The organism is Priestia sp. Y58 (assembly GCF_029522095.1).
Classification (GTDB): domain Bacteria; phylum Bacillota; class Bacilli; order Bacillales; family Bacillaceae_H; genus Priestia; species Priestia megaterium_E.
On the sequence record NZ_JAKWFL010000004.1, the window covers coordinates 80861 to 97377 of the forward strand.

The 16517-nt window shown below is 35.8% G+C and carries 16 protein-coding genes, 2 pseudogenes and 1 riboswitch; of the genes and pseudogenes, 9 read left to right on the forward strand and 9 right to left on the reverse strand.

Going from position 1 to position 16517, the window contains the following annotated elements:
* Positions 1-24 precede the first annotated feature (24 nt).
* On the forward strand, positions 25-2277 hold the full coding sequence (locus tag MMB68_RS13710; RefSeq protein WP_277549060.1) for a pre-peptidase C-terminal domain-containing protein: 2253 nt from the start codon (positions 25-27) through the stop codon (positions 2275-2277).
* A 297-nt stretch (positions 2278-2574) separates the two neighbouring features.
* On the opposite strand, the gene MMB68_RS13715 is transcribed toward MMB68_RS13710, so the two are convergent.
* Positions 2575-2889, reverse strand: coding sequence for a hypothetical protein (locus tag MMB68_RS13715; protein WP_277549061.1), 315 nt, complete (start codon positions 2887-2889; stop codon positions 2575-2577).
* 303 nt (positions 2890-3192) lie between these two features.
* Between MMB68_RS13715 and MMB68_RS13720 the strand changes: the two genes are divergently transcribed.
* Positions 3193-3918, forward strand: a complete 726-nt coding sequence (locus tag MMB68_RS13720) for a flagellin N-terminal helical domain-containing protein (protein WP_277549062.1) — start codon at positions 3193-3195, stop codon at positions 3916-3918.
* Between the two features lie 355 nt (positions 3919-4273).
* Complete coding sequence (locus MMB68_RS13725) at positions 4274-4375, forward strand: flagellin (RefSeq protein ID WP_274863981.1); 102 nt, start codon at positions 4274-4276, stop codon at positions 4373-4375.
* Between the two features lie 454 nt (positions 4376-4829).
* Here the strand turns inward: MMB68_RS13725 and MMB68_RS13730 are convergent, their stop codons facing one another.
* The gene (locus tag MMB68_RS13730; RefSeq protein WP_277549063.1) at positions 4830-5684 is read right to left on the reverse strand and encodes a DNA endonuclease; all 855 of its coding nucleotides are present in this window, start codon (positions 5682-5684) and stop codon (positions 4830-4832) included.
* A gap of 109 nt (positions 5685-5793) precedes the next feature.
* Between MMB68_RS13730 and MMB68_RS13735 the strand changes: the two genes are divergently transcribed.
* Positions 5794-5982, forward strand: coding sequence for a YjfB family protein (locus tag MMB68_RS13735; RefSeq protein WP_346780478.1), 189 nt, complete (start codon positions 5794-5796; stop codon positions 5980-5982).
* 137 nt (positions 5983-6119) lie between these two features.
* Here MMB68_RS13735 and pcp read toward each other — a convergent pair whose 3' ends face one another.
* The 4 genes from pcp to MMB68_RS13755 all read right to left on the reverse strand — a co-directional run bounded on the left by pcp (position 6120) and on the right by MMB68_RS13755 (position 9196).
* Positions 6120-6761 carry a pyroglutamyl-peptidase I gene (pcp, locus tag MMB68_RS13740; RefSeq protein ID WP_277549064.1) on the reverse strand — a complete coding sequence of 214 codons (642 nt, stop codon included), beginning with the start codon at positions 6759-6761 and terminating at the stop codon, positions 6120-6122.
* Positions 6762-6775: 14 nt separating this feature from the next.
* On the reverse strand, positions 6776-7741 hold the full coding sequence (locus MMB68_RS13745) for a DUF979 domain-containing protein (protein ID WP_277549065.1): 966 nt from the start codon (positions 7739-7741) through the stop codon (positions 6776-6778).
* Complete coding sequence (locus tag MMB68_RS13750; RefSeq protein WP_277549066.1) at positions 7742-8446, reverse strand: DUF969 domain-containing protein; 705 nt, start codon at positions 8444-8446, stop codon at positions 7742-7744.
* A 192-nt stretch (positions 8447-8638) separates the two neighbouring features.
* A complete protein-coding gene (locus MMB68_RS13755) occupies positions 8639-9196 on the reverse strand; it encodes an HPP family protein (RefSeq protein WP_277549067.1) in 558 nt (185 codons plus the stop codon).
* A 232-nt stretch (positions 9197-9428) separates the two neighbouring features.
* Between MMB68_RS13755 and MMB68_RS13760 the strand changes: the two genes are divergently transcribed.
* Positions 9429-10220 (forward strand): histidinol-phosphatase HisJ family protein, encoded by a 792-nt coding sequence (locus MMB68_RS13760; RefSeq protein WP_277549068.1) that lies wholly within the window; start codon positions 9429-9431, stop codon positions 10218-10220.
* Between the two features lie 162 nt (positions 10221-10382).
* On the opposite strand, the gene MMB68_RS13765 is transcribed toward MMB68_RS13760, so the two are convergent.
* Complete coding sequence (locus MMB68_RS13765; RefSeq protein ID WP_195695136.1) at positions 10383-10505, reverse strand: anti-repressor SinI family protein; 123 nt, start codon at positions 10503-10505, stop codon at positions 10383-10385.
* Positions 10506-10525: 20 nt separating this feature from the next.
* A riboswitch (cyclic di-GMP riboswitch) is annotated at positions 10526-10612 on the reverse strand.
* A gap of 111 nt (positions 10613-10723) precedes the next feature.
* A complete protein-coding gene (locus MMB68_RS13770) occupies positions 10724-11059 on the reverse strand; it encodes a helix-turn-helix domain-containing protein (protein ID WP_277549069.1) in 336 nt (111 codons plus the stop codon).
* Positions 11060-11257: 198 nt separating this feature from the next.
* Here MMB68_RS13770 and MMB68_RS13775 point away from each other — a divergent pair.
* Positions 11258-11665 (forward strand): annotated as a pseudogene (locus MMB68_RS13775) (phospho-sugar mutase); the annotation flags it as partial.
* Between the two features lie 122 nt (positions 11666-11787).
* Here the strand turns inward: MMB68_RS13775 and MMB68_RS13780 are convergent.
* Positions 11788-12237: a VanZ family protein gene (locus tag MMB68_RS13780; RefSeq protein WP_277549070.1), complete on the reverse strand. Its 450-nt coding sequence runs from the start codon at positions 12235-12237 to the stop codon at positions 11788-11790.
* A gap of 305 nt (positions 12238-12542) precedes the next feature.
* Here MMB68_RS13780 and MMB68_RS27530 point away from each other — a divergent pair.
* The 3 genes and pseudogenes from MMB68_RS27530 to MMB68_RS13795 all read left to right on the forward strand — a co-directional run bounded on the left by MMB68_RS27530 (position 12543) and on the right by MMB68_RS13795 (position 16426).
* Positions 12543-14220 (forward strand): annotated as a pseudogene (locus tag MMB68_RS27530) (phospho-sugar mutase).
* 902 nt (positions 14221-15122) lie between these two features.
* The gene (locus tag MMB68_RS13790; RefSeq protein WP_277549071.1) at positions 15123-15365 is read left to right on the forward strand and encodes a hypothetical protein; all 243 of its coding nucleotides are present in this window, start codon (positions 15123-15125) and stop codon (positions 15363-15365) included.
* 404 nt (positions 15366-15769) lie between these two features.
* A complete protein-coding gene (locus tag MMB68_RS13795; protein WP_277549072.1) occupies positions 15770-16426 on the forward strand; it encodes a sugar transferase in 657 nt (218 codons plus the stop codon).
* Positions 16427-16517: the final 91 nt, after the last annotated feature.

A 16517-nucleotide genomic window follows, 5' to 3' on the forward strand; every position in this document is an offset into this window, starting at 1 on the left:
ATTTAAAGCTAAGGAGAATGTTAAATGAAATTCAAATTAAGTATTGTAATGGTTTGCCTACTGGCTTTCCTATCATTTTTTAATCATACGACTTATGCACAAAGCATAAGTGCCAATAAAGGAAATCTATCTTCAGGTATTGCTGTACAAGGTAAATTATTATCGAGCAAGGCAACGGACACTTATAAGTTTACTACCAATAAAGATGGAGAAGTTTATATAAGCTTAGATCAAACGACAGCAGGATTTTCTCTATATCTTTACAATGAGGGCGGAAAATCGCTAGGGGGAGGCTCTCACAGTTCTCGAGGGAAAAACAACGTGATTAAAAAGAATCTTGCTAAAGGCACATACTATATTAAAGTTACTCCATATAGCTGGAATGGAATTTCAAATGCAAGCTATCGCTTAAAAGCGACTTACCCTTCAGATACAACAAAGCCAGATAGCGTAAAAGTAACGGTAAAATCGAAAACGACAAATAGTGTGACATTAAATCTAAGCGCCCATGATGCTTCAGGGATCAAGCAGTATGAAATCTATCGAAATAATAAACTCGTAAAAACAGTAGGAAACGTAAAAGAATACACGGATGCAAACTTGCAGCCAAACACAACGTATACGTATAAAATCAAAGCGTTTGACCCTTTCAATAACGCGGCAGAAAGCGGAACTGTTTCAGCGAAAACACTACCTAAAGATACAACAAAACCAGATAGTGTGAAAGTAGCGGTAAAATCTAAAACAACAAATAGCCTAACGTTAAGTCTAAGCTCTCATGACGCTTCAGGGATTAAGCAGTATGAAATCTATCGAAATAATAAACTAGTAAAAACAGTAGGGAACGTAAAAGAATATACGGATACAAACTTGCAGCCAAACACAACATATACGTATAAAATTAAAGCATTTGATCCTTCTAACAATGCGGCAGAAAGCGGCAACGTTTCAGCAAAAACGTTACCTAAAGATACAACAAATCCAGACAGTGTGAAAGTAACGGTAAAATCGAAAACGACAAATAGTGTGACATTAAATCTAAGTGCCCATGATGCTTCAGGGATTAAGCAGTATGAAATCTATCGAAACAATAAACTAGTGAAAACAGTAGGGAACGTAAAAGAATATACGGATACAAACTTGCAGCCAAACACAACGTATACGTATAAAATCAAAGCGTTTGATCCTTCTAATAATGCGACAGAAAGCTCAGCACTTAATGTTAAAACAAATCCAAAAGGCGGTTTGCAGTCCGGTGTATTTGTAGAAGCAAAAATGGCATCAGGCAGTGCCGGAGACACGTATACTTTTACGACCAATAAAGATGGAGAAGTGTATATTACATTAGATCAAACAACAGCCGGTTATTCAATGTATTTATATGACCAACAAGGCAATGAAATCAGCGGGGATTATTATAGTACAAGAGGAAGTAAAATCGTTTTATATGAAGATATTCAAAAAGGCACATATTATATTAAGGTGGCACCGTACGGTTGGGGAGGGATTTCAAGTGCAACCTATCGTATAAAAGCAACATATGCAGGAGCAATTAGTCGGAATCCTTCAACGTTTGAGCCAAACGAGACGAACGAAACAAGTATGTCTGTTAATTCAGGACAAATATACACATCAACAAGTGAATCTAATATTGATCAAGATGCCTATCAGTTTACGACCAATAAAGATGGAGAAGTGTATATTACACTAGATCAAACAACAGCTGGCTATTCAATGTATTTATACAATCAATATGGTGAAGAGATAGATGGAGATTACTACAGTTCAAAGGGGAACAAAATTGTAATCAATGAAAGTATTCAAAAAGGAACTTATTACGTCAAAATTAAGCCTTATGGATGGAGCGGAACCACAAGTGCAACCTATCGCCTAAAAGCAACTTATCCAGGTACAATAAAAAGAGATGGAGCGACGTTTGAGCCAAATGAAACGATTGAAACTGCAATGAATGTAGTATCTGGTCAAACATACAGCTCAAGCGCATATTCAAGTATTGATCGAGACGTTTATCAATTTACAACGAAAAAAGATGGAAATGCCAAAATTGTATTAGATAATACAACGGGCGGTTATTCAATGTACCTATATGATCAATATAATCAGCAAATAGATGGAGATTACTATAGTTCAGCAGGTAATATTATAGAACTCAACGAAAATCTTTCGCAAGGTACTTATTATGTTAAAGTAACACCATACGGGTGGAGCGGCATATCTAGTGCAACGTATCGTATAAAAGCAACGTATATGAAGTAAGGAACATAGTTTGAAAAGACGCTTGAGCTTAAGCGTCTTTTTTTTATTTATAGATTTTGTATGAAAGCTAACTATTTCCATATATACATGGAAAGCTCAATCATTTATCGGAAAGTAGACAGTAAAGGTAGCTGTTTTGAAAAAGCACTTGTCGGTGGGGGGGTTAGCACAAGGCCATCATAATATTATAGGCTTTGAATCATATATATCTTTTCAGGAGTGGAAGGTAAGAATACTAGTTTTATAGTTGAATTCATGAAGGGGACAGGATAAAAGTTTATCCCGTCTTTTTTACTGTTAATTATTTAACATATGTAAAAAATCACTTAATGCTTCTTCTGTTAGGAATTTAAATGAATACCCAAAAGAAATTGGCTGTTTGCCTCCATTTAACCTCTTTGGAAAATGTTTTAAAGCTGTACTATGAATTTTTCCATCACTTTGACTTAAGTCAATATCAAATGAAAGAGGGCTTACTGCAATGTTTATTTCCTTTGTTGGCAGTAAATATACAATATCTTCAGTTTCTTGATGTTTGTATTCAACTTCTTTTGTTGTTTCATTTGTTAGTTCGAAATTATGAGTTTCAAAAATGTGACGCAAATTATGCATTAATAGGGCTCCTATTTTTTTATAGATTACAAATATTATACAAGAATGCAAGGGAATATTGTATAAGAGAAAGTTAACTAATCAAAATGTCACTCTAGTGCCAGCATTAATAAAATTTTAAAAGAAAATAAACAGAGACTGTAAACAACTGAATCTTAATGTCGATATATAGTATGAACATATTTCCTAGAGGTATGTGTTTGATTACTGTCATTCCTCGCTTAATCAATCAGTAAGCGAGAGGCTTCTTAAATACAAGGATGTAACCAAGAAGTAAAACCAATTATATGGAGGTAAAGGGAAATGAGAATTAATCACAATATTACGGCGTTGAATACGTATCGTCAGTTTAACAATGCAAACAATGCACAATCTAAATCAATGGAAAAGTTATCATCGGGTTTACGTATTAATAGTGCAGCCGATGATGCTGCAGGTCTTGCAATTTCAGAAAAAATGAGAGGGCAAGTTCGTGGGTTGGATATGGCTTCTAAGAATGCACAGGATGCAACATCTATGATTCAAACGGCCGAGGGAGGTTTGAATGAAACGCATGACATCCTACAACGTATGCGTGAATTAGCGGTTCAATCTTCTAATGATACAAACACTGCTGATGACAGAGCAGAAATTCAATTAGAAATTGATGATTTAACTAATGAGATTGACAGAATAGCAACTACTACACAATTTAATGGTCAAAATCTATTGGATCAAAAGGGTGGAACTGCTGGTGCATTTACATTCCAGATTGGAGCTAATAGTGATCAAACGTTAGAGGTAACATTCGCAGATATGCAAGCCACAGCACTTGGAGTTAAGAGTATTGATTTAGGAGATGCTACCAAATCGACAGCTGCAATTGATACTATTGATTCTGCAATTAAATTAGTTTCAGATGAACGTTCTCAATTAGGTGCTAAGCAAAATAGACTTGAGCATACAATTAACAACTTAAGTACATCTTCTGAGAATCTAAGTTCTGCGGAATCTCGTATCCGTGACGTAGATTATGTTTTAGCTGCATAAGCAGTAACAAGCACAGTCGTCCTAGCTGGTAACGGCTAGCGATTATTATCGGGTGAATTGCTGGAAACCCCTTAGAGCTTTTCTTACCACAACGTAGTTGGAAACGGCAAGCGTGATGGTGTGAAAAAAGAAAAGATTGGGCAATCAGCAGCCAAGCTCTTGTGAGGAAACTCTGGAGAAGGTTCAACGACTAGGATAAACCATCTAAAAGCTAGGCTCAAGATGATGAAATCCATAGGTGACACAATAACCATCAGTATTGTGGATCCGAAGTGCCCGGCCCCTACTTGTATAAGAGGGTGAAGATATAGTCTGGTCATTTATGAAAGTAAATGTTCGCACGATGGCGAAAGAAATGATGGAACAAACGAAGAATTCAATTCTGTCTCAAGCATCACAAGCAATGTTGGCTCAATCTAATCAGATGCCTCAAGGAGTATTACAACTTTTGAGATAACGATTAAAGGGCGTCTAACTTGGTAACGAGCTAGAGTATAACTGGGTGAACTGCTGGAACTTCCTAAAGCTTTATCAACCACAACGTAGTTGGAAACGACAAGCGTGACGGTTTGAAAATGATAAATATGATATAATGGATAATCAGCAGCCAAGCTCCTGTGAGGAAACTCTGGAGAAGGTTCAACGACTAGAGAATACGGTCTAAGGTAAAAACTATGACTATGAATCTCGTAGGGCAGTGAAAACTGTTCGAAGTGCCCAGCTCCATGAAAAACATGGATGAAGATATAGTCTATTCTGTAACTGAAAGGTACAGTCGCAAAGCAAGCGAATCAACAACCACAAGGAGTTTTACAACTTCTTCGTTAATAAAATTTTAAGGAATTCTAGCTTGGCTAGAATTCCTTTTTATATTTAATACAAAAAATTAAACGAGTAGTGCAAAATTTACTTTACAAAAGTTTTTTCTCCTTTAGTTCTCTAATCTTGTAAACAACTGACCAGTAAGTTCGATTAATTGCTCTAGCTATATTAGAGATTGATTCGCCCTCTTTATGCAATATGAGAATACAGTTAATTTCTTCTGAAGAGTAGGACCTGTAGCGATCAGAACTTGAAGCAATAATTTCATAGTTAGGATATTGCTCAAGGAGCAATTGTTTTTCTTCGTTATAGCGCCACTCCCAATTGGTTTTGTAAAACATGCTTGGACAGGTGTTGGTCACAGGAGAGATAAATTCTAAAAATGAAAAGGTATGTTGTACAGATGTAAACCTTAACATATGACCATATCCAGATGGAGTAGAGCATAGCTTAAAAGAATAATTGAAAGTATTGTGGATGTGTTTTTGTAGTAAGTTGAGCTCACGTACAGGATAACATTGAAGTGCTAACATAATAGAGGGTGTAAGGTAGATTCGTTTTTTGGTATGATTAATTCGTTTTGTAATTGATAGGGTACCGTCATCCATATACAAGACAGCCAAAAAGTGAGGTAGAGTACATGTTGGTAGTAACTTTTCAGGAATTTGTTTTTGATTTTTACTATTGTAAAAGTGTGGATATAGTTGTGTGAAAAGAGGAAGTGATCTAGAGCAAAGGCTATGACTCTTTTTATTGAAATATAATAAATCAGGAAGAAATAACTGTTTCCATTCACGATACTTTTCTTGAGCATGTCCATAATGTTCACGATAGCTATTATTTTTACGTCGACTGTTTTTATAAATTTTTGTTATTTCACCGTCACCCATAATACTAGCTATTAAAACATTTTGTTGAATGGGAGATAACTGATACAAATCCATTTCGTTCACCTCAATTTATAATTAAGAATGTATGTTCTTATTATAAATTATAATGTTAAATAATTAAAAGGTATAGTTTGTTTATAAGAAAAAAGAAAGAGAGTGCCCTATGGATATCGCACTTATATCAATGTCATTAAGCTATGGGAAAGTCCAACAGCAAGCTTCTCTATCAGTCATGAAAATAGCAATGGGAAACACCAAACAGCAAGGAGGAACTGTCCAAGAGTTAATAAGCAGTGCCAATGTTAAAAGCACTTCAACAGGCCGCACAGCCACATTTAGGCGGAAATATTGATTTGAAATTATAGTTTCGTCACTGCTGGATAAATAAAGTATAAGGACACTGAATATAGTGTCTTACTATGCAAAATGACCTTACTAGATAAAGTAAGATCATTTTTTATAAGATATTATTATGATTTAAACCATATTTTAATGTGTAGCCCCACCCGAAACCACAACATCCTCTTCAACCAAAATCGTCGTTTTTACCAAACTAAGCAACCCTTGCACAATCAAATCCAGCGACATACTCGCTTTCCCCGGATGGTTCACAGCTTGTTCAGGAAGATAAGGAATATGAACAAATCCGCCTTTAATACAACAGTTTTGAATCATGTTCATGAGCCCGTAAAACACATGGTTACAGACAAACGTTCCAGCGGTTTGAGAGACGCTGCTTGGAATGCCTGCTTGGCGCAGATTTTCGACAGCTGCTTTGATGGGCAGTGTCGAAAAGTATGCGGCAGGGCCGTTTTCGATAATAGGGCGATCAATAGGCTGCTGGCCGATGTTGTCAGGAATCCTCGCGTCGTCTACATTAATAGCAACGCGTTCGACCGTAATTCCTTCTCGGCCGCCTGCTTGTCCAATGCAAATGACAATAGAAGGGCTGATTTCTTCTATATACGTATGAAGCTTCGCGATTGATTCACCAAATACAGTAGGAAGGGGCTTAGCAATAATGTGGTAGCCTTCAACAACGACGTCATCTAAAGATTTTACAGCTTCTAAAGACGGATTAATACTTTCACCTTCAAATGGTTCAAAGCCAGTTAGTAATACAGTTGTCATTCTACTAGTCTCCTTTAAAAGTGGTATACAAGGTAGTACATTAATAGCGTATTAACAACAAAAACGGATAGCGCAATCGGCACTTGAGCTTTAATCACGGCATTTTTGTCTTTTAATTCAAGCAACATGGCGGGTACGATGTTGAAGTTCGCTGCCATTGGCGTTAACAGCGTGCCGCAGTAGCCAGCAAACATGCCGAGCGCTGCCATAATGGCTGGATTGCCTCCGTGCATGTGTACAATCAGCGGAAGACCAATCCCTCCCGTAATAACGGCAAACGCCGCAAAGGCATTTCCCATGACAATCGTAAATAGCAGCATTCCCAAGCAGTATGCAAGCACAGCAACAAACGCATAGTTAGTTGGAAGCACGTCACTCACAATATCTGAAACGACTGTTCCAACGCCTGATTTTGAAAAAATACCGCCAAGAGCTGCGAGCATTTGCGGTAAAATAACTGCCCAGCCAACTGCTTGAAGCAAGCGGCTTCCTTCTTTAACAGGCACGTCTATTTTTGCTTTTGTGACGCCCATCGAAGCGATAAACGCAATGACAGCTGCGATTGCTAGTGAAATTAATGTGACTTTTTCTGGATCAATTAACGCCCAGTTTCCAAATTTAATTTTGCCAAAAAGAAGAGTACCAATAATCGTAAAAATAGGAATAAATAAAGCCGGTAAAAAGATTCTATTTTTTAATCGCTGCGCGTGAGCTACACGTTCTTCAGCAGGCGTTTCGGCTTCATTAGACTTAGTTACTCGGTTGAATGAAGCAAGCAGCACCATAATAATAACTAAACACCCTACATAAAAAGGTGGAATCACGTTGCCAAATAAAAACGTAATGGAAAACAGTGCCCAAAATAGAGAAGATCCTAAACGGTTAGGATGGTTGTGATCGCGTGCGATTCGAATTGCGATAAAAGCAACAATAATACCGAGTAAGTAGTAAATCGTATCGAGCGTCAAGATGCTTTTCATTTAACTCGCCTCCGTCTTAGAAGATGATGTTGGTTTGTGCTTCGTCATTTTTTTGTGAATTCTTCGGTCTAACTGACGGAAACGAACGGCGCTGATCAGCAGCGCTGCGATGGCTGTTGGAATTCCCCAAAGCGCCATATCCCAGACGTCGACATGAATACCTACGGAGTCGAAGAACCCTTTCATTAAGAGAATTCCACCCGTTGCGATAAAGATATCTTCTCCGAAAAACCAGCCTGTATTTTCAGCTGCCGCTGCGTGAGCGCGAATATCTTCTTTTACTTTAGGAGGAAGCTCTCCGTATTTGGCACGAGCTGCGCCTTCAGACATAGGTGCTACTAATGGACGGACGGATTGAGCGTGTCCTCCGATATTTAAGCCGACTGCGGCTGAGATTTCACGGATAAAAAGATATATAAGTAAAACATTTCCAGATGAAGCGTTTTTTGCTTTTTTGATCAGCACTTCCGCTTGTTCCTTTAACCCGTATTTTTCTAACACGCCAAAGATAGGAAGAGTAAGTAAAATAGCCATAGACATATAGCGGTTATCAACAAAGAACTGACCGAACATCGTAATTACTTCATGCAGAGACAAGCCAGATACAAGACCAGTCACGATACCTGCAACAGTTACTACAAGCAGCGTGTTCAGACGAAATAAAAACCCCACTGCCACTAACAAAACCCCAATTAATTTCAACATAAAAAATCCCCCTCCAGTGTGTATAGACCGTGCTGCAAAGTCACCTCCATTGCTTTTCTAAAAAAACAAAGACGTCTTGAGTATAAACAATTCTGAAAATTAAAACAAGATACTTAAGGCATAAAATAGTTTGATTAGTGAAATAAGTGAAAAAGACAAAAAGCTTTGGAATCTTATATTCCAAAGCTTTTTCTAAACCCAATACCTGGGATACTGCCGATCTTGAAATAAATTATTATACGCAGTAGAAATCAGTACAACCACACATGCACAAATCATAATAATACCTAAGTATCCCCAGCCTGCTTGAGTATTAATTGCGACAATCGCGCTAGCTGCAGCGGGAGGATGAACGGTTTTTGTAAGAATCATTAAAATAAGAACAAAAGCAAGTACAATCGCTATAGTAATTAGACTTCGATGAAATAAGCTCCAAATAATAAGTGCGGAAACTGTCGCAAGCAAGTGTCCTCCAAGCACGTGACGCGGCTGTGATAAAGGTCCTTTGTGAGCGCCGAAGACAAGCACGCAGCTTGCGCCAATCGGAGCGAGGGCCATTGGGTAACCAAGCGCTAGTGCAATCGTGCTGCTGATGATAATCGCAATTAAGCCTCCAATAGAAGAAACAACCGCGTCTCTATAATTGATTTTCGGTTCTTCTTTTAGTTCTCCTTTCATCTTTTTAGCATAAGAGCTTAAGTAAGACAGAAAGGGGCTTTTTGTTTGAGCAAAACTTTTTTCAATCTGCATTTCTTCTTTCCTTTCTCCTTTGTAAGTAAAAGTTGTTTGTCAAGTTGTATGTCAGAACATCTGCTATATTAAGTTAGTTTATAAGAAAAGAAGGATTACTGGAAGAGGAAAAATATCTTTTTTTAGTGGAAATTCTTTTGATGAACGAAAAAAGGTGGGGGAGGCGGTAGAAGGGTCTCTATGTGCAGTGAGGGAAAGAGAAATGTATAATAGATTTAGAGGTGACTAAATTATGTATCTAGTAGACTACCATCATCACACAAACAATTCATTCGACTCACAGGCAGTCATGAAAGAAGTGTGCGAACAAGCTGTGAAAAACGGTGTAAACGAAATTTGTTTTACCGAGCACTTTTCATTAAATCCATTAGCGCCAACGTACGGTCATATGGATTTTGATAAATATGAACGAGAACTAGCGGAATGCAGAGAGCAATTTCAAGGCCAGCTAGTGATTAAAAAAGGAATTGAAATTTGTGAGCCACATTATTTAAAAGAGAAGTATCAAGAAACGATGAAGCAAGAGAACTTTGATTTTATTTTAGGTTCGGTGCATAATATTAATAACATCAAGCTTCGCAAACATTTGGAGCTGAACGACAAAGACGCAATTTACCGCGCATATTTTAATGAAATGTATAAGCTAGTAAGCGAAGCAGACATTGACGTGTTGGCTCATTTAGATTTAATGAAGCGCTACGCGTTTGAGCAATACGGCATTTACGACTTTGATCAATTTAAAGATATTCTTGCGGAGATTTTGAAAAAAGCCATTGATCGTAATATTGGAATTGAAATTAACACTTCAGGTATAAGAGGGAAGCTGGGCGAAGCGCTGCCGGCACTTGAAGTTGTTGGATTGTACCGGGATTTAGGCGGAGAAATCTTAACAATTGGATCTGATTCACATTTTGCAGAAACCGTAGGAGCACATATGAAAGACGCAGTTGAAATGGCGAGAGAGTGCGGGTTTAAGGAGATTTATACGTTTGACCAACGTAAGCCAAAAGGAATTCGCATTTAATATGAGTGGATTTGACTTTCTTCATTATTAATACACGAATCTCAGACTCTCTTCAAGCGTTTTTTGAACAGCTTGATTGCGACAGCCATTTCTATGAAAAAATGTTAGAAGAATAATATTATTTGCAAAAAGCACGCTCTAATATGAGCGTGCTTTTTTAATTTACTGTTGCTTGAACTCCGATAAAAATCTCCGGACTTCTTCGACGGTCAGCCCTAGCTTGCGAGCTGATTCCATAAGGCTTATCCATTCTTGATCAATTGACAGTACATTTTCTTTTTTCATTACGACTCATCCACCCTTTGCCAGGGAACCCAGCCGTCGTAGCCAAAAGCGACCTTAGACCTGAAGCTTTGCGTCACTATTTTTCAATAGTTTTGCCCTTATCTGGATAATTTGTAATAGTGTTCTTAGTATACAGTTATTTTACAAGATAAAATTTGTAAAAGGTGTCGAAATAGGTCGATTGTCATAAAAAAATTAAAAGTCAGATAATAGATTCATCAGTTTGATTTTCGGAACTTTAAATAGTACTGAAATTCAATAAATTCTTCTTTGGTCATGCCGTCTCGAATAGCTCTTTCAATTAAATAAAGCCACTCTTGATTGAGACTTGACTTTGAAGTTAGAGCTGGACGGCTGATATCCCCTTCAATTAATTCATCAATTGTTGTATGAAGAGAAGACGCAATTTTATCAAGCATTTGAAGAGAAGGGTTATTATTTAACCCTTTTTCTAAATGAGATAAATACGATTTTGAAATACTAGCTTCTTCAGCTAAGCGTGTAATAGAATAGCCTTTTTTTAATCGTAAATTTTTAATCTTTTCTCCTATCACTTCAGTTCATCCTCTTTTTATTGGGTTTTTTGTTCATTATAACGTATAAAAACGGTTTGTGACCGTTTTTTTATCAAAAATGTTCTTTATAAAGAATGATTTAATGTTTTTTATTATGAGAGATATCAACCAATTCACGCCCAGTTCATATAACCGGTGCACAATAAAAACAGAAAACAGTGAACAGGAGAGATAAACATGACGTGGAAAAACGAATGGACAAAGTGGATTACGCACAGCGAGCTGCCAAGCCAATTAAAAAAACAAATGAGTGAAATGACCAAAAGTGAACGAGAAGATGCCTTTTACAAACAGCTTGAATGTGGCACAGGAGGAATGAGAGGCGAGCTTGGTGCGGGGCCAAATCGTATGAACATCTATACTGTTCGAAAAGTCACGGCTAGACTTGCTGCATACATTGCAGAAAATGGAACGGGAGCCAAAAAACGAGGAGTTGTCATTGCGTATGATTCCCGTCATGGTTCAGCAGAATTTGCTTTAGAGGCATCTAAAATACTCGGAGCGCAAGGGATTAAAAGCTATGTATTTGAAGAGATGCATCCAACGCCAGAATTATCATTTGCGGTCCGCTATCTTCGCTTCATCTGCGATGGATTTAGCAAATATGTCGTAAGAACTGCAAGAATTGATTGAAAGGTTTAAAGTCTAAGAAAAAGCATGGAGCAAGTGCTCCATGCTTTTTCTTAGACTTTAAAGAGTAAAAGGTTCTACTTAGCAGCAGACCTTTTCACTTGATACAATAGAAACAATAGAATAGCTCCTCCAAAAGAATCAATCATCACGTCCACAATGCGCCCGTCTCGTCCAATAATAAAAGCCTGATGAACTTCGTCTAAAAAAGCAAATGCTGCAAGACATAGCCATGCTTTTATATAACGATAGCGTTGTTCCTTTAAATTCCAGTGGAAAATTAGCCCAAGTATGCCAAAAAAAGAAAGGTGAGCGATTTTTCGAAGGATGAATTCTAAATTAAAGCCATATGTATATGACGTATAAAACTCACTTCCGGGATGCAGAACAGACCAAAGAGTAGCGCTGTTATCCCAAACGGAGGAATTCGTCCATGTAGAAGGATCGGTTACTAACAGATTAGGGGTGTGCGAGAACTTGGATATGGACAAAAGTAAAAGAAATAGTAAGACACGTTTTAACATCATAAAATAACTCTTTTCTCTATCAAATTTTCTTTTAATCATAGAAAACATTTGAGGAAAATGCAAGGAATTAATAGGGATTTCGTTAGGTATGATACGGAGTGAGGTGTATAAAGGTGTGCGATAAAAAGGGAGAAATAATAATTATTAAATTCGATTTTTCGAAAAAAGGTTGCTTTTGGGTTATCCAAAAGTGTATTCATAAACAATCCATACAAAACAGATGTGATAGATATATAGATTCTTGAAATGAAGATATTAGTATGAGTTGTAACATTAAATACGACAGATAGCTTATATTAAACTCTATGTTGGAAGAACTTAAGAGCCAATTATGTTCAATGAGTGAAATTGAGAAAGAAGATGCTTTTTATAAAAGTCTAGAATTTGGTAAGGGTGGTATGAGAGGAAAGATTAGTCCTAGAACAAACCGTTTAAATATTTATACCATTCGAAAAGTAACGGCAGAATTAGCGCGCTATATAGAAACTCAAGGTGAAGAAGCAAGGTAATAAGGTGTAGTTGTTGCCTGTGATTCCGCCATAAATCGCCTTAAAGTAGCATAAACGCTTGGAGAGTACAGAATCAGAATCAAAACTCACGTCTTTGAAGAACTGCGCCTGACACCAGAGCTTTCATATGTCTTAAGCTATTTATACGCTTCTGTTGGCAATGTTATTATAGCTAGTCATAATTTCGCCTGAATACAACGGCTATAAAGTATAGGGAAAAGAAGGTGTACAGCCTCGGCCTGTTGTCGCTGATCACATCGTATCTTATATGTATAAATGCAATTGAAGATGAACTTGTACTTTTCTGTCAAATATAAAAAGGAATCTTTAAAAGAGAGACTGTTAGTTTATCTTGTTAAGAAAAGTAGATTCAGCTTACCTGAAAGGGTTAAAGATGATTTAAATAAATCATCCTGCGAAAGAACTTAAAAATGTGTATATACCGCTTCACAGTACTAGAAACAAATCTGTAACAGCTGGTTTAAAAACATGTGGATTTGACTATGTTACAGTGATGAAAGAATAGTGGCTTCCAGATCCGAACTTTTTAACAGTCTCATCACCGAATCTAGAAGAGCATAGTACATGTGATCTAGCTATTCAATACAAAAAAATGATTCAGATATATTAATGACAACTGACTCAGGCGCGGATTGTTTAGGAATTGTGGTAAAAAACCATAAAGGAGAATATGTCATTTTAACAGAAAACTAAACGAGTGCATTACTGCTACATTATCTACTTTCTCAAAAAAAGAAAAACGGCACTCTTTCTAAAAATAGCGTCATGTTAAAAACAAACGGAACATCTGACTCTGGTCACATGATTAATGATGAATTTTAAGGTAAAAACAGTAAATAAGCTAACAGGCTTTAAATTTATTGCAGAAAAAATTCACGAATACAATCAAACTGGTAACCATATGTTTCAATTTGGATATGAAGAAAGCTATGGCTGTTTAATTGGTGATTTTGTACTTGATAAAGATGCTGTACAAGCAGCTATTATGAACGCGGAAGTTACCGTTCACTACAAAGCATAAGGTAAATCTCTATATGATGGCTTACTAGAATTATTTGAAGCGTAGGGCTACTATAAAGAATCTTTACAGTCTATTTTGTTGAAAGGGAAACGAGGTATTGAGCAAATACAGCATATTTTATATTGTCCCGCTCTCACCCACCAAAAGAAATAGCAGGTATTAAAGTTCAAGCGATTGAAGATTATCAAACAAGTGAAAAAACGTCTATAGAAACCAAGACAATAGAACCCATTATGCTTCCGAAATAAAACATTCTAAAATTCTACCTAGCAGATGCTCCATGGTTTTGCGATCCGTCCTTCTGGTACTGAGCCAAAAGTGAAATTTTATTTTGGAATGACTGGAAAATCACTGTAAGAAGGTGAACAAAACAAGCAGCTACCTCAAGACAAAGTAATGGAATTAATTGATGATTTGTCAAAGGTTAAATAACGTAATACAAAAAGAAGCTTTTTTTTTGGGAAGTGCAATAAAAAAGAAAAACTTTTGTAATTAATTTTATAAGAAACCGAAGGATTAAGTACCTACAATTAGCGACAAAAATCCTGTATTTGAGGCGTGAATATTGTCATTTTGCACTTATATGATAAAAAAATACAGTTTTCGACAAAAAAAGCTATTTTAAAGAAGAAATTGTTATGATAACATTATTTTTGCTTTAATACTAAAGTTTTAGTTTTTTTGGGAAAATAAGTTTGGTTAAGAATATAGAACTATTTAAACATATGAACATGCAAAAAAACAACTTTTATTATCTAAAAGGCATGGCGTTCGTATGTTTATTTTGTGTTTTGAATACAGGTCTAAATGCTTATCTTTAATATAATAAATGGTGATATCTTCTTACCATTATCAAAGGAGATACTCCGCTATCTGTAAAGAGAAAATACATAAGTGCGCTTGCTGTCAAAGGTATATATGGGGGATGTCAACTTTCAATATATGTCTATATCTATGAAAGAGTTATCAATACTACAGTACAGCATGGAAATTTACAAAAGTCGCAAGGTATTGCAGATGCGACTACAATAACATTTTAAAATCAATTTAAATAATTATTGTTGACAATGTTAGATTCCTAACTAAAGCAGGGGTAGGTTCGCTAATTAAACCTAATTTAATATTTAACACGGCTATTGCTTTAGTAGTTGCATTAATGGTGAGATTAGATGTAGTACCTTGCTTAAGTATTTGAATAAAATATATAAAAGATTAAGACACCAAAGAGTAGAAGGGCTTTCTCTTCTTAGAAGCAATCGATATTATTAATGTGGAAAACAACATAAATAAAAGAGGTACAAAAATAAAGGCTAACAAAATGAGAGGTGATTCAATTGGCTCATAAATATAGATGTGGCATTTTCCAATTGAAAGGTAGAAGTTTAATTTGTTTAATAAGTCAAAAATCAACACAATCTGAATATTTTAAAATACTTACCATTCTTAGTGGTGGAAATATAAGTAAGGATTTTGCAAAGAAAACGAAGGAACTGCTTCACAGTGTTGAATTTCCAATTATCGGTATTATACTCAATAATAAAAGAGAACAAGAATCTACATGTTCTCACTATGGATAATAATATGGAGAAAATGCAGTTCGATAATTATCCTAAATCTATAAAAAAAACATTACGTTACATAAAACAAGATGCTTCTTTATCTCAATTAGAGACTCTGGAATTAATGCTTATAAAGTCCATCGAAATTAGGAAAAAAAAATTACAAAAAAAACATAACATAGGGGACTATGAAACCTAAATCTTAGATTAAATCATTTAAGAAACGATAGCAGGGTAGGCAAAACTAATGGATTTTTTGAAAAATTATACTGATGTACGACTTAAGCTCTCAATATGTTTTTATATATTAAAGCTAGTGTCGAAAGGGGTTAAATTAAATAAATATCTTCTAGGCTAGAGGGAACAATAGTTCAATAATAAAATAAATAATTTTTATATAATATGAAAGGTGGAAAACCAGTATGGAGGAAAGAGAAAGAGAAAGAGAAGGGTATTTTTTTGATGAGGGAATTAGGGCAGATTTAAACTCTTATAATCATCGATATTATTTTATATTAAAAGGTATTGGTGATTTTCTATTTGCTTTAATTTGTCTTATAATTACTTTGCCTCTTTTAATTCTATTCTGTTTAGCAATTAAGTTAGAATCCAAGGGACCTGCTTTTTTTCTACAAGAGCGAGTTGGACTAAATGGGAAAACCTTTTACATTATTAAACTGAGATCAATGAATATTAATGCTGAAAAAAATGGTGCGCAATGGGCAACAAAAGATGATCCTCGTGTAACAAAAATTGGTGCTTTCATTAGAAAAACTAGGATTGATGAAATTCCACAACTAATTAATATACTTAGAGGAGATATGAGTTTAATAGGTCCCCGTCCAGAAAGACCTATATTTACTGAGCAATTTAACAAACAAATTTTAGGATTTAAAAATCGACTAGCTATTAAACCAGGAATTACTGGGTGGGCTCAAGTAAATGGTGGTTATGATATCTCTCCTGGTGAAAAGTTAAAATTAGACCTCTTTTACATCCAAAATTTAAGTTTATTATTAGATATAAAAATCGTGATAAAAACCATCAAAGTAATCTTAACTGGAGATGGTGCTAGATAGGATTACTTAAATAAAGGCACGGCATGTTAAAAACATGGCCTTAAGTATAAATAATTTGATAGACAAATAATAAATTTTCATATCAGATATA

Excerpts from the sequence above, each read along its gene's own strand:
- MMB68_RS13745 (WP_277549065.1), bottom strand. The coding sequence starts at position 7,741 with ATGAAAAGCATCTTGACGCTCGATACGATTTACTACTTACTCGGTATT.
- MMB68_RS13780 (WP_277549070.1), bottom strand. The coding sequence starts at position 12,237 with ATGATGTTAAAACGTGTCTTACTATTTCTTTTACTTTTGTCCATATCC.
- MMB68_RS13760 (WP_277549068.1), top strand. The coding sequence starts at position 9,429 with ATGTATCTAGTAGACTACCATCATCACACAAACAATTCATTCGACTCA.
- pcp (WP_277549064.1), bottom strand. The coding sequence starts at position 6,761 with ATGACAACTGTATTACTAACTGGCTTTGAACCATTTGAAGGTGAAAGT.
- MMB68_RS13755 (WP_277549067.1), bottom strand. The coding sequence starts at position 9,196 with ATGCAGATTGAAAAAAGTTTTGCTCAAACAAAAAGCCCCTTTCTGTCT.
- MMB68_RS13750 (WP_277549066.1), bottom strand. The coding sequence starts at position 8,446 with ATGTTGAAATTAATTGGGGTTTTGTTAGTGGCAGTGGGGTTTTTATTT.
- MMB68_RS13720 (WP_277549062.1), top strand. The coding sequence starts at position 3,193 with ATGAGAATTAATCACAATATTACGGCGTTGAATACGTATCGTCAGTTT.
- MMB68_RS13730 (WP_277549063.1), bottom strand. The coding sequence starts at position 5,684 with ATGGATTTGTATCAGTTATCTCCCATTCAACAAAATGTTTTAATAGCT.
- MMB68_RS13795 (WP_277549072.1), top strand. The coding sequence starts at position 15,770 with ATGGAGGAAAGAGAAAGAGAAAGAGAAGGGTATTTTTTTGATGAGGGA.
- MMB68_RS13715 (WP_277549061.1), bottom strand. The coding sequence starts at position 2,889 with ATGCATAATTTGCGTCACATTTTTGAAACTCATAATTTCGAACTAACA.
- MMB68_RS13765 (WP_195695136.1), bottom strand. The coding sequence starts at position 10,505 with ATGAAAAAAGAAAATGTACTGTCAATTGATCAAGAATGGATAAGCCTT.
- MMB68_RS13725 (WP_274863981.1), top strand. The coding sequence starts at position 4,274 with ATGATGGAACAAACGAAGAATTCAATTCTGTCTCAAGCATCACAAGCA.
- MMB68_RS13710 (WP_277549060.1), top strand. The coding sequence starts at position 25 with ATGAAATTCAAATTAAGTATTGTAATGGTTTGCCTACTGGCTTTCCTA.
- MMB68_RS13735 (WP_346780478.1), top strand. The coding sequence starts at position 5,794 with ATGGATATCGCACTTATATCAATGTCATTAAGCTATGGGAAAGTCCAA.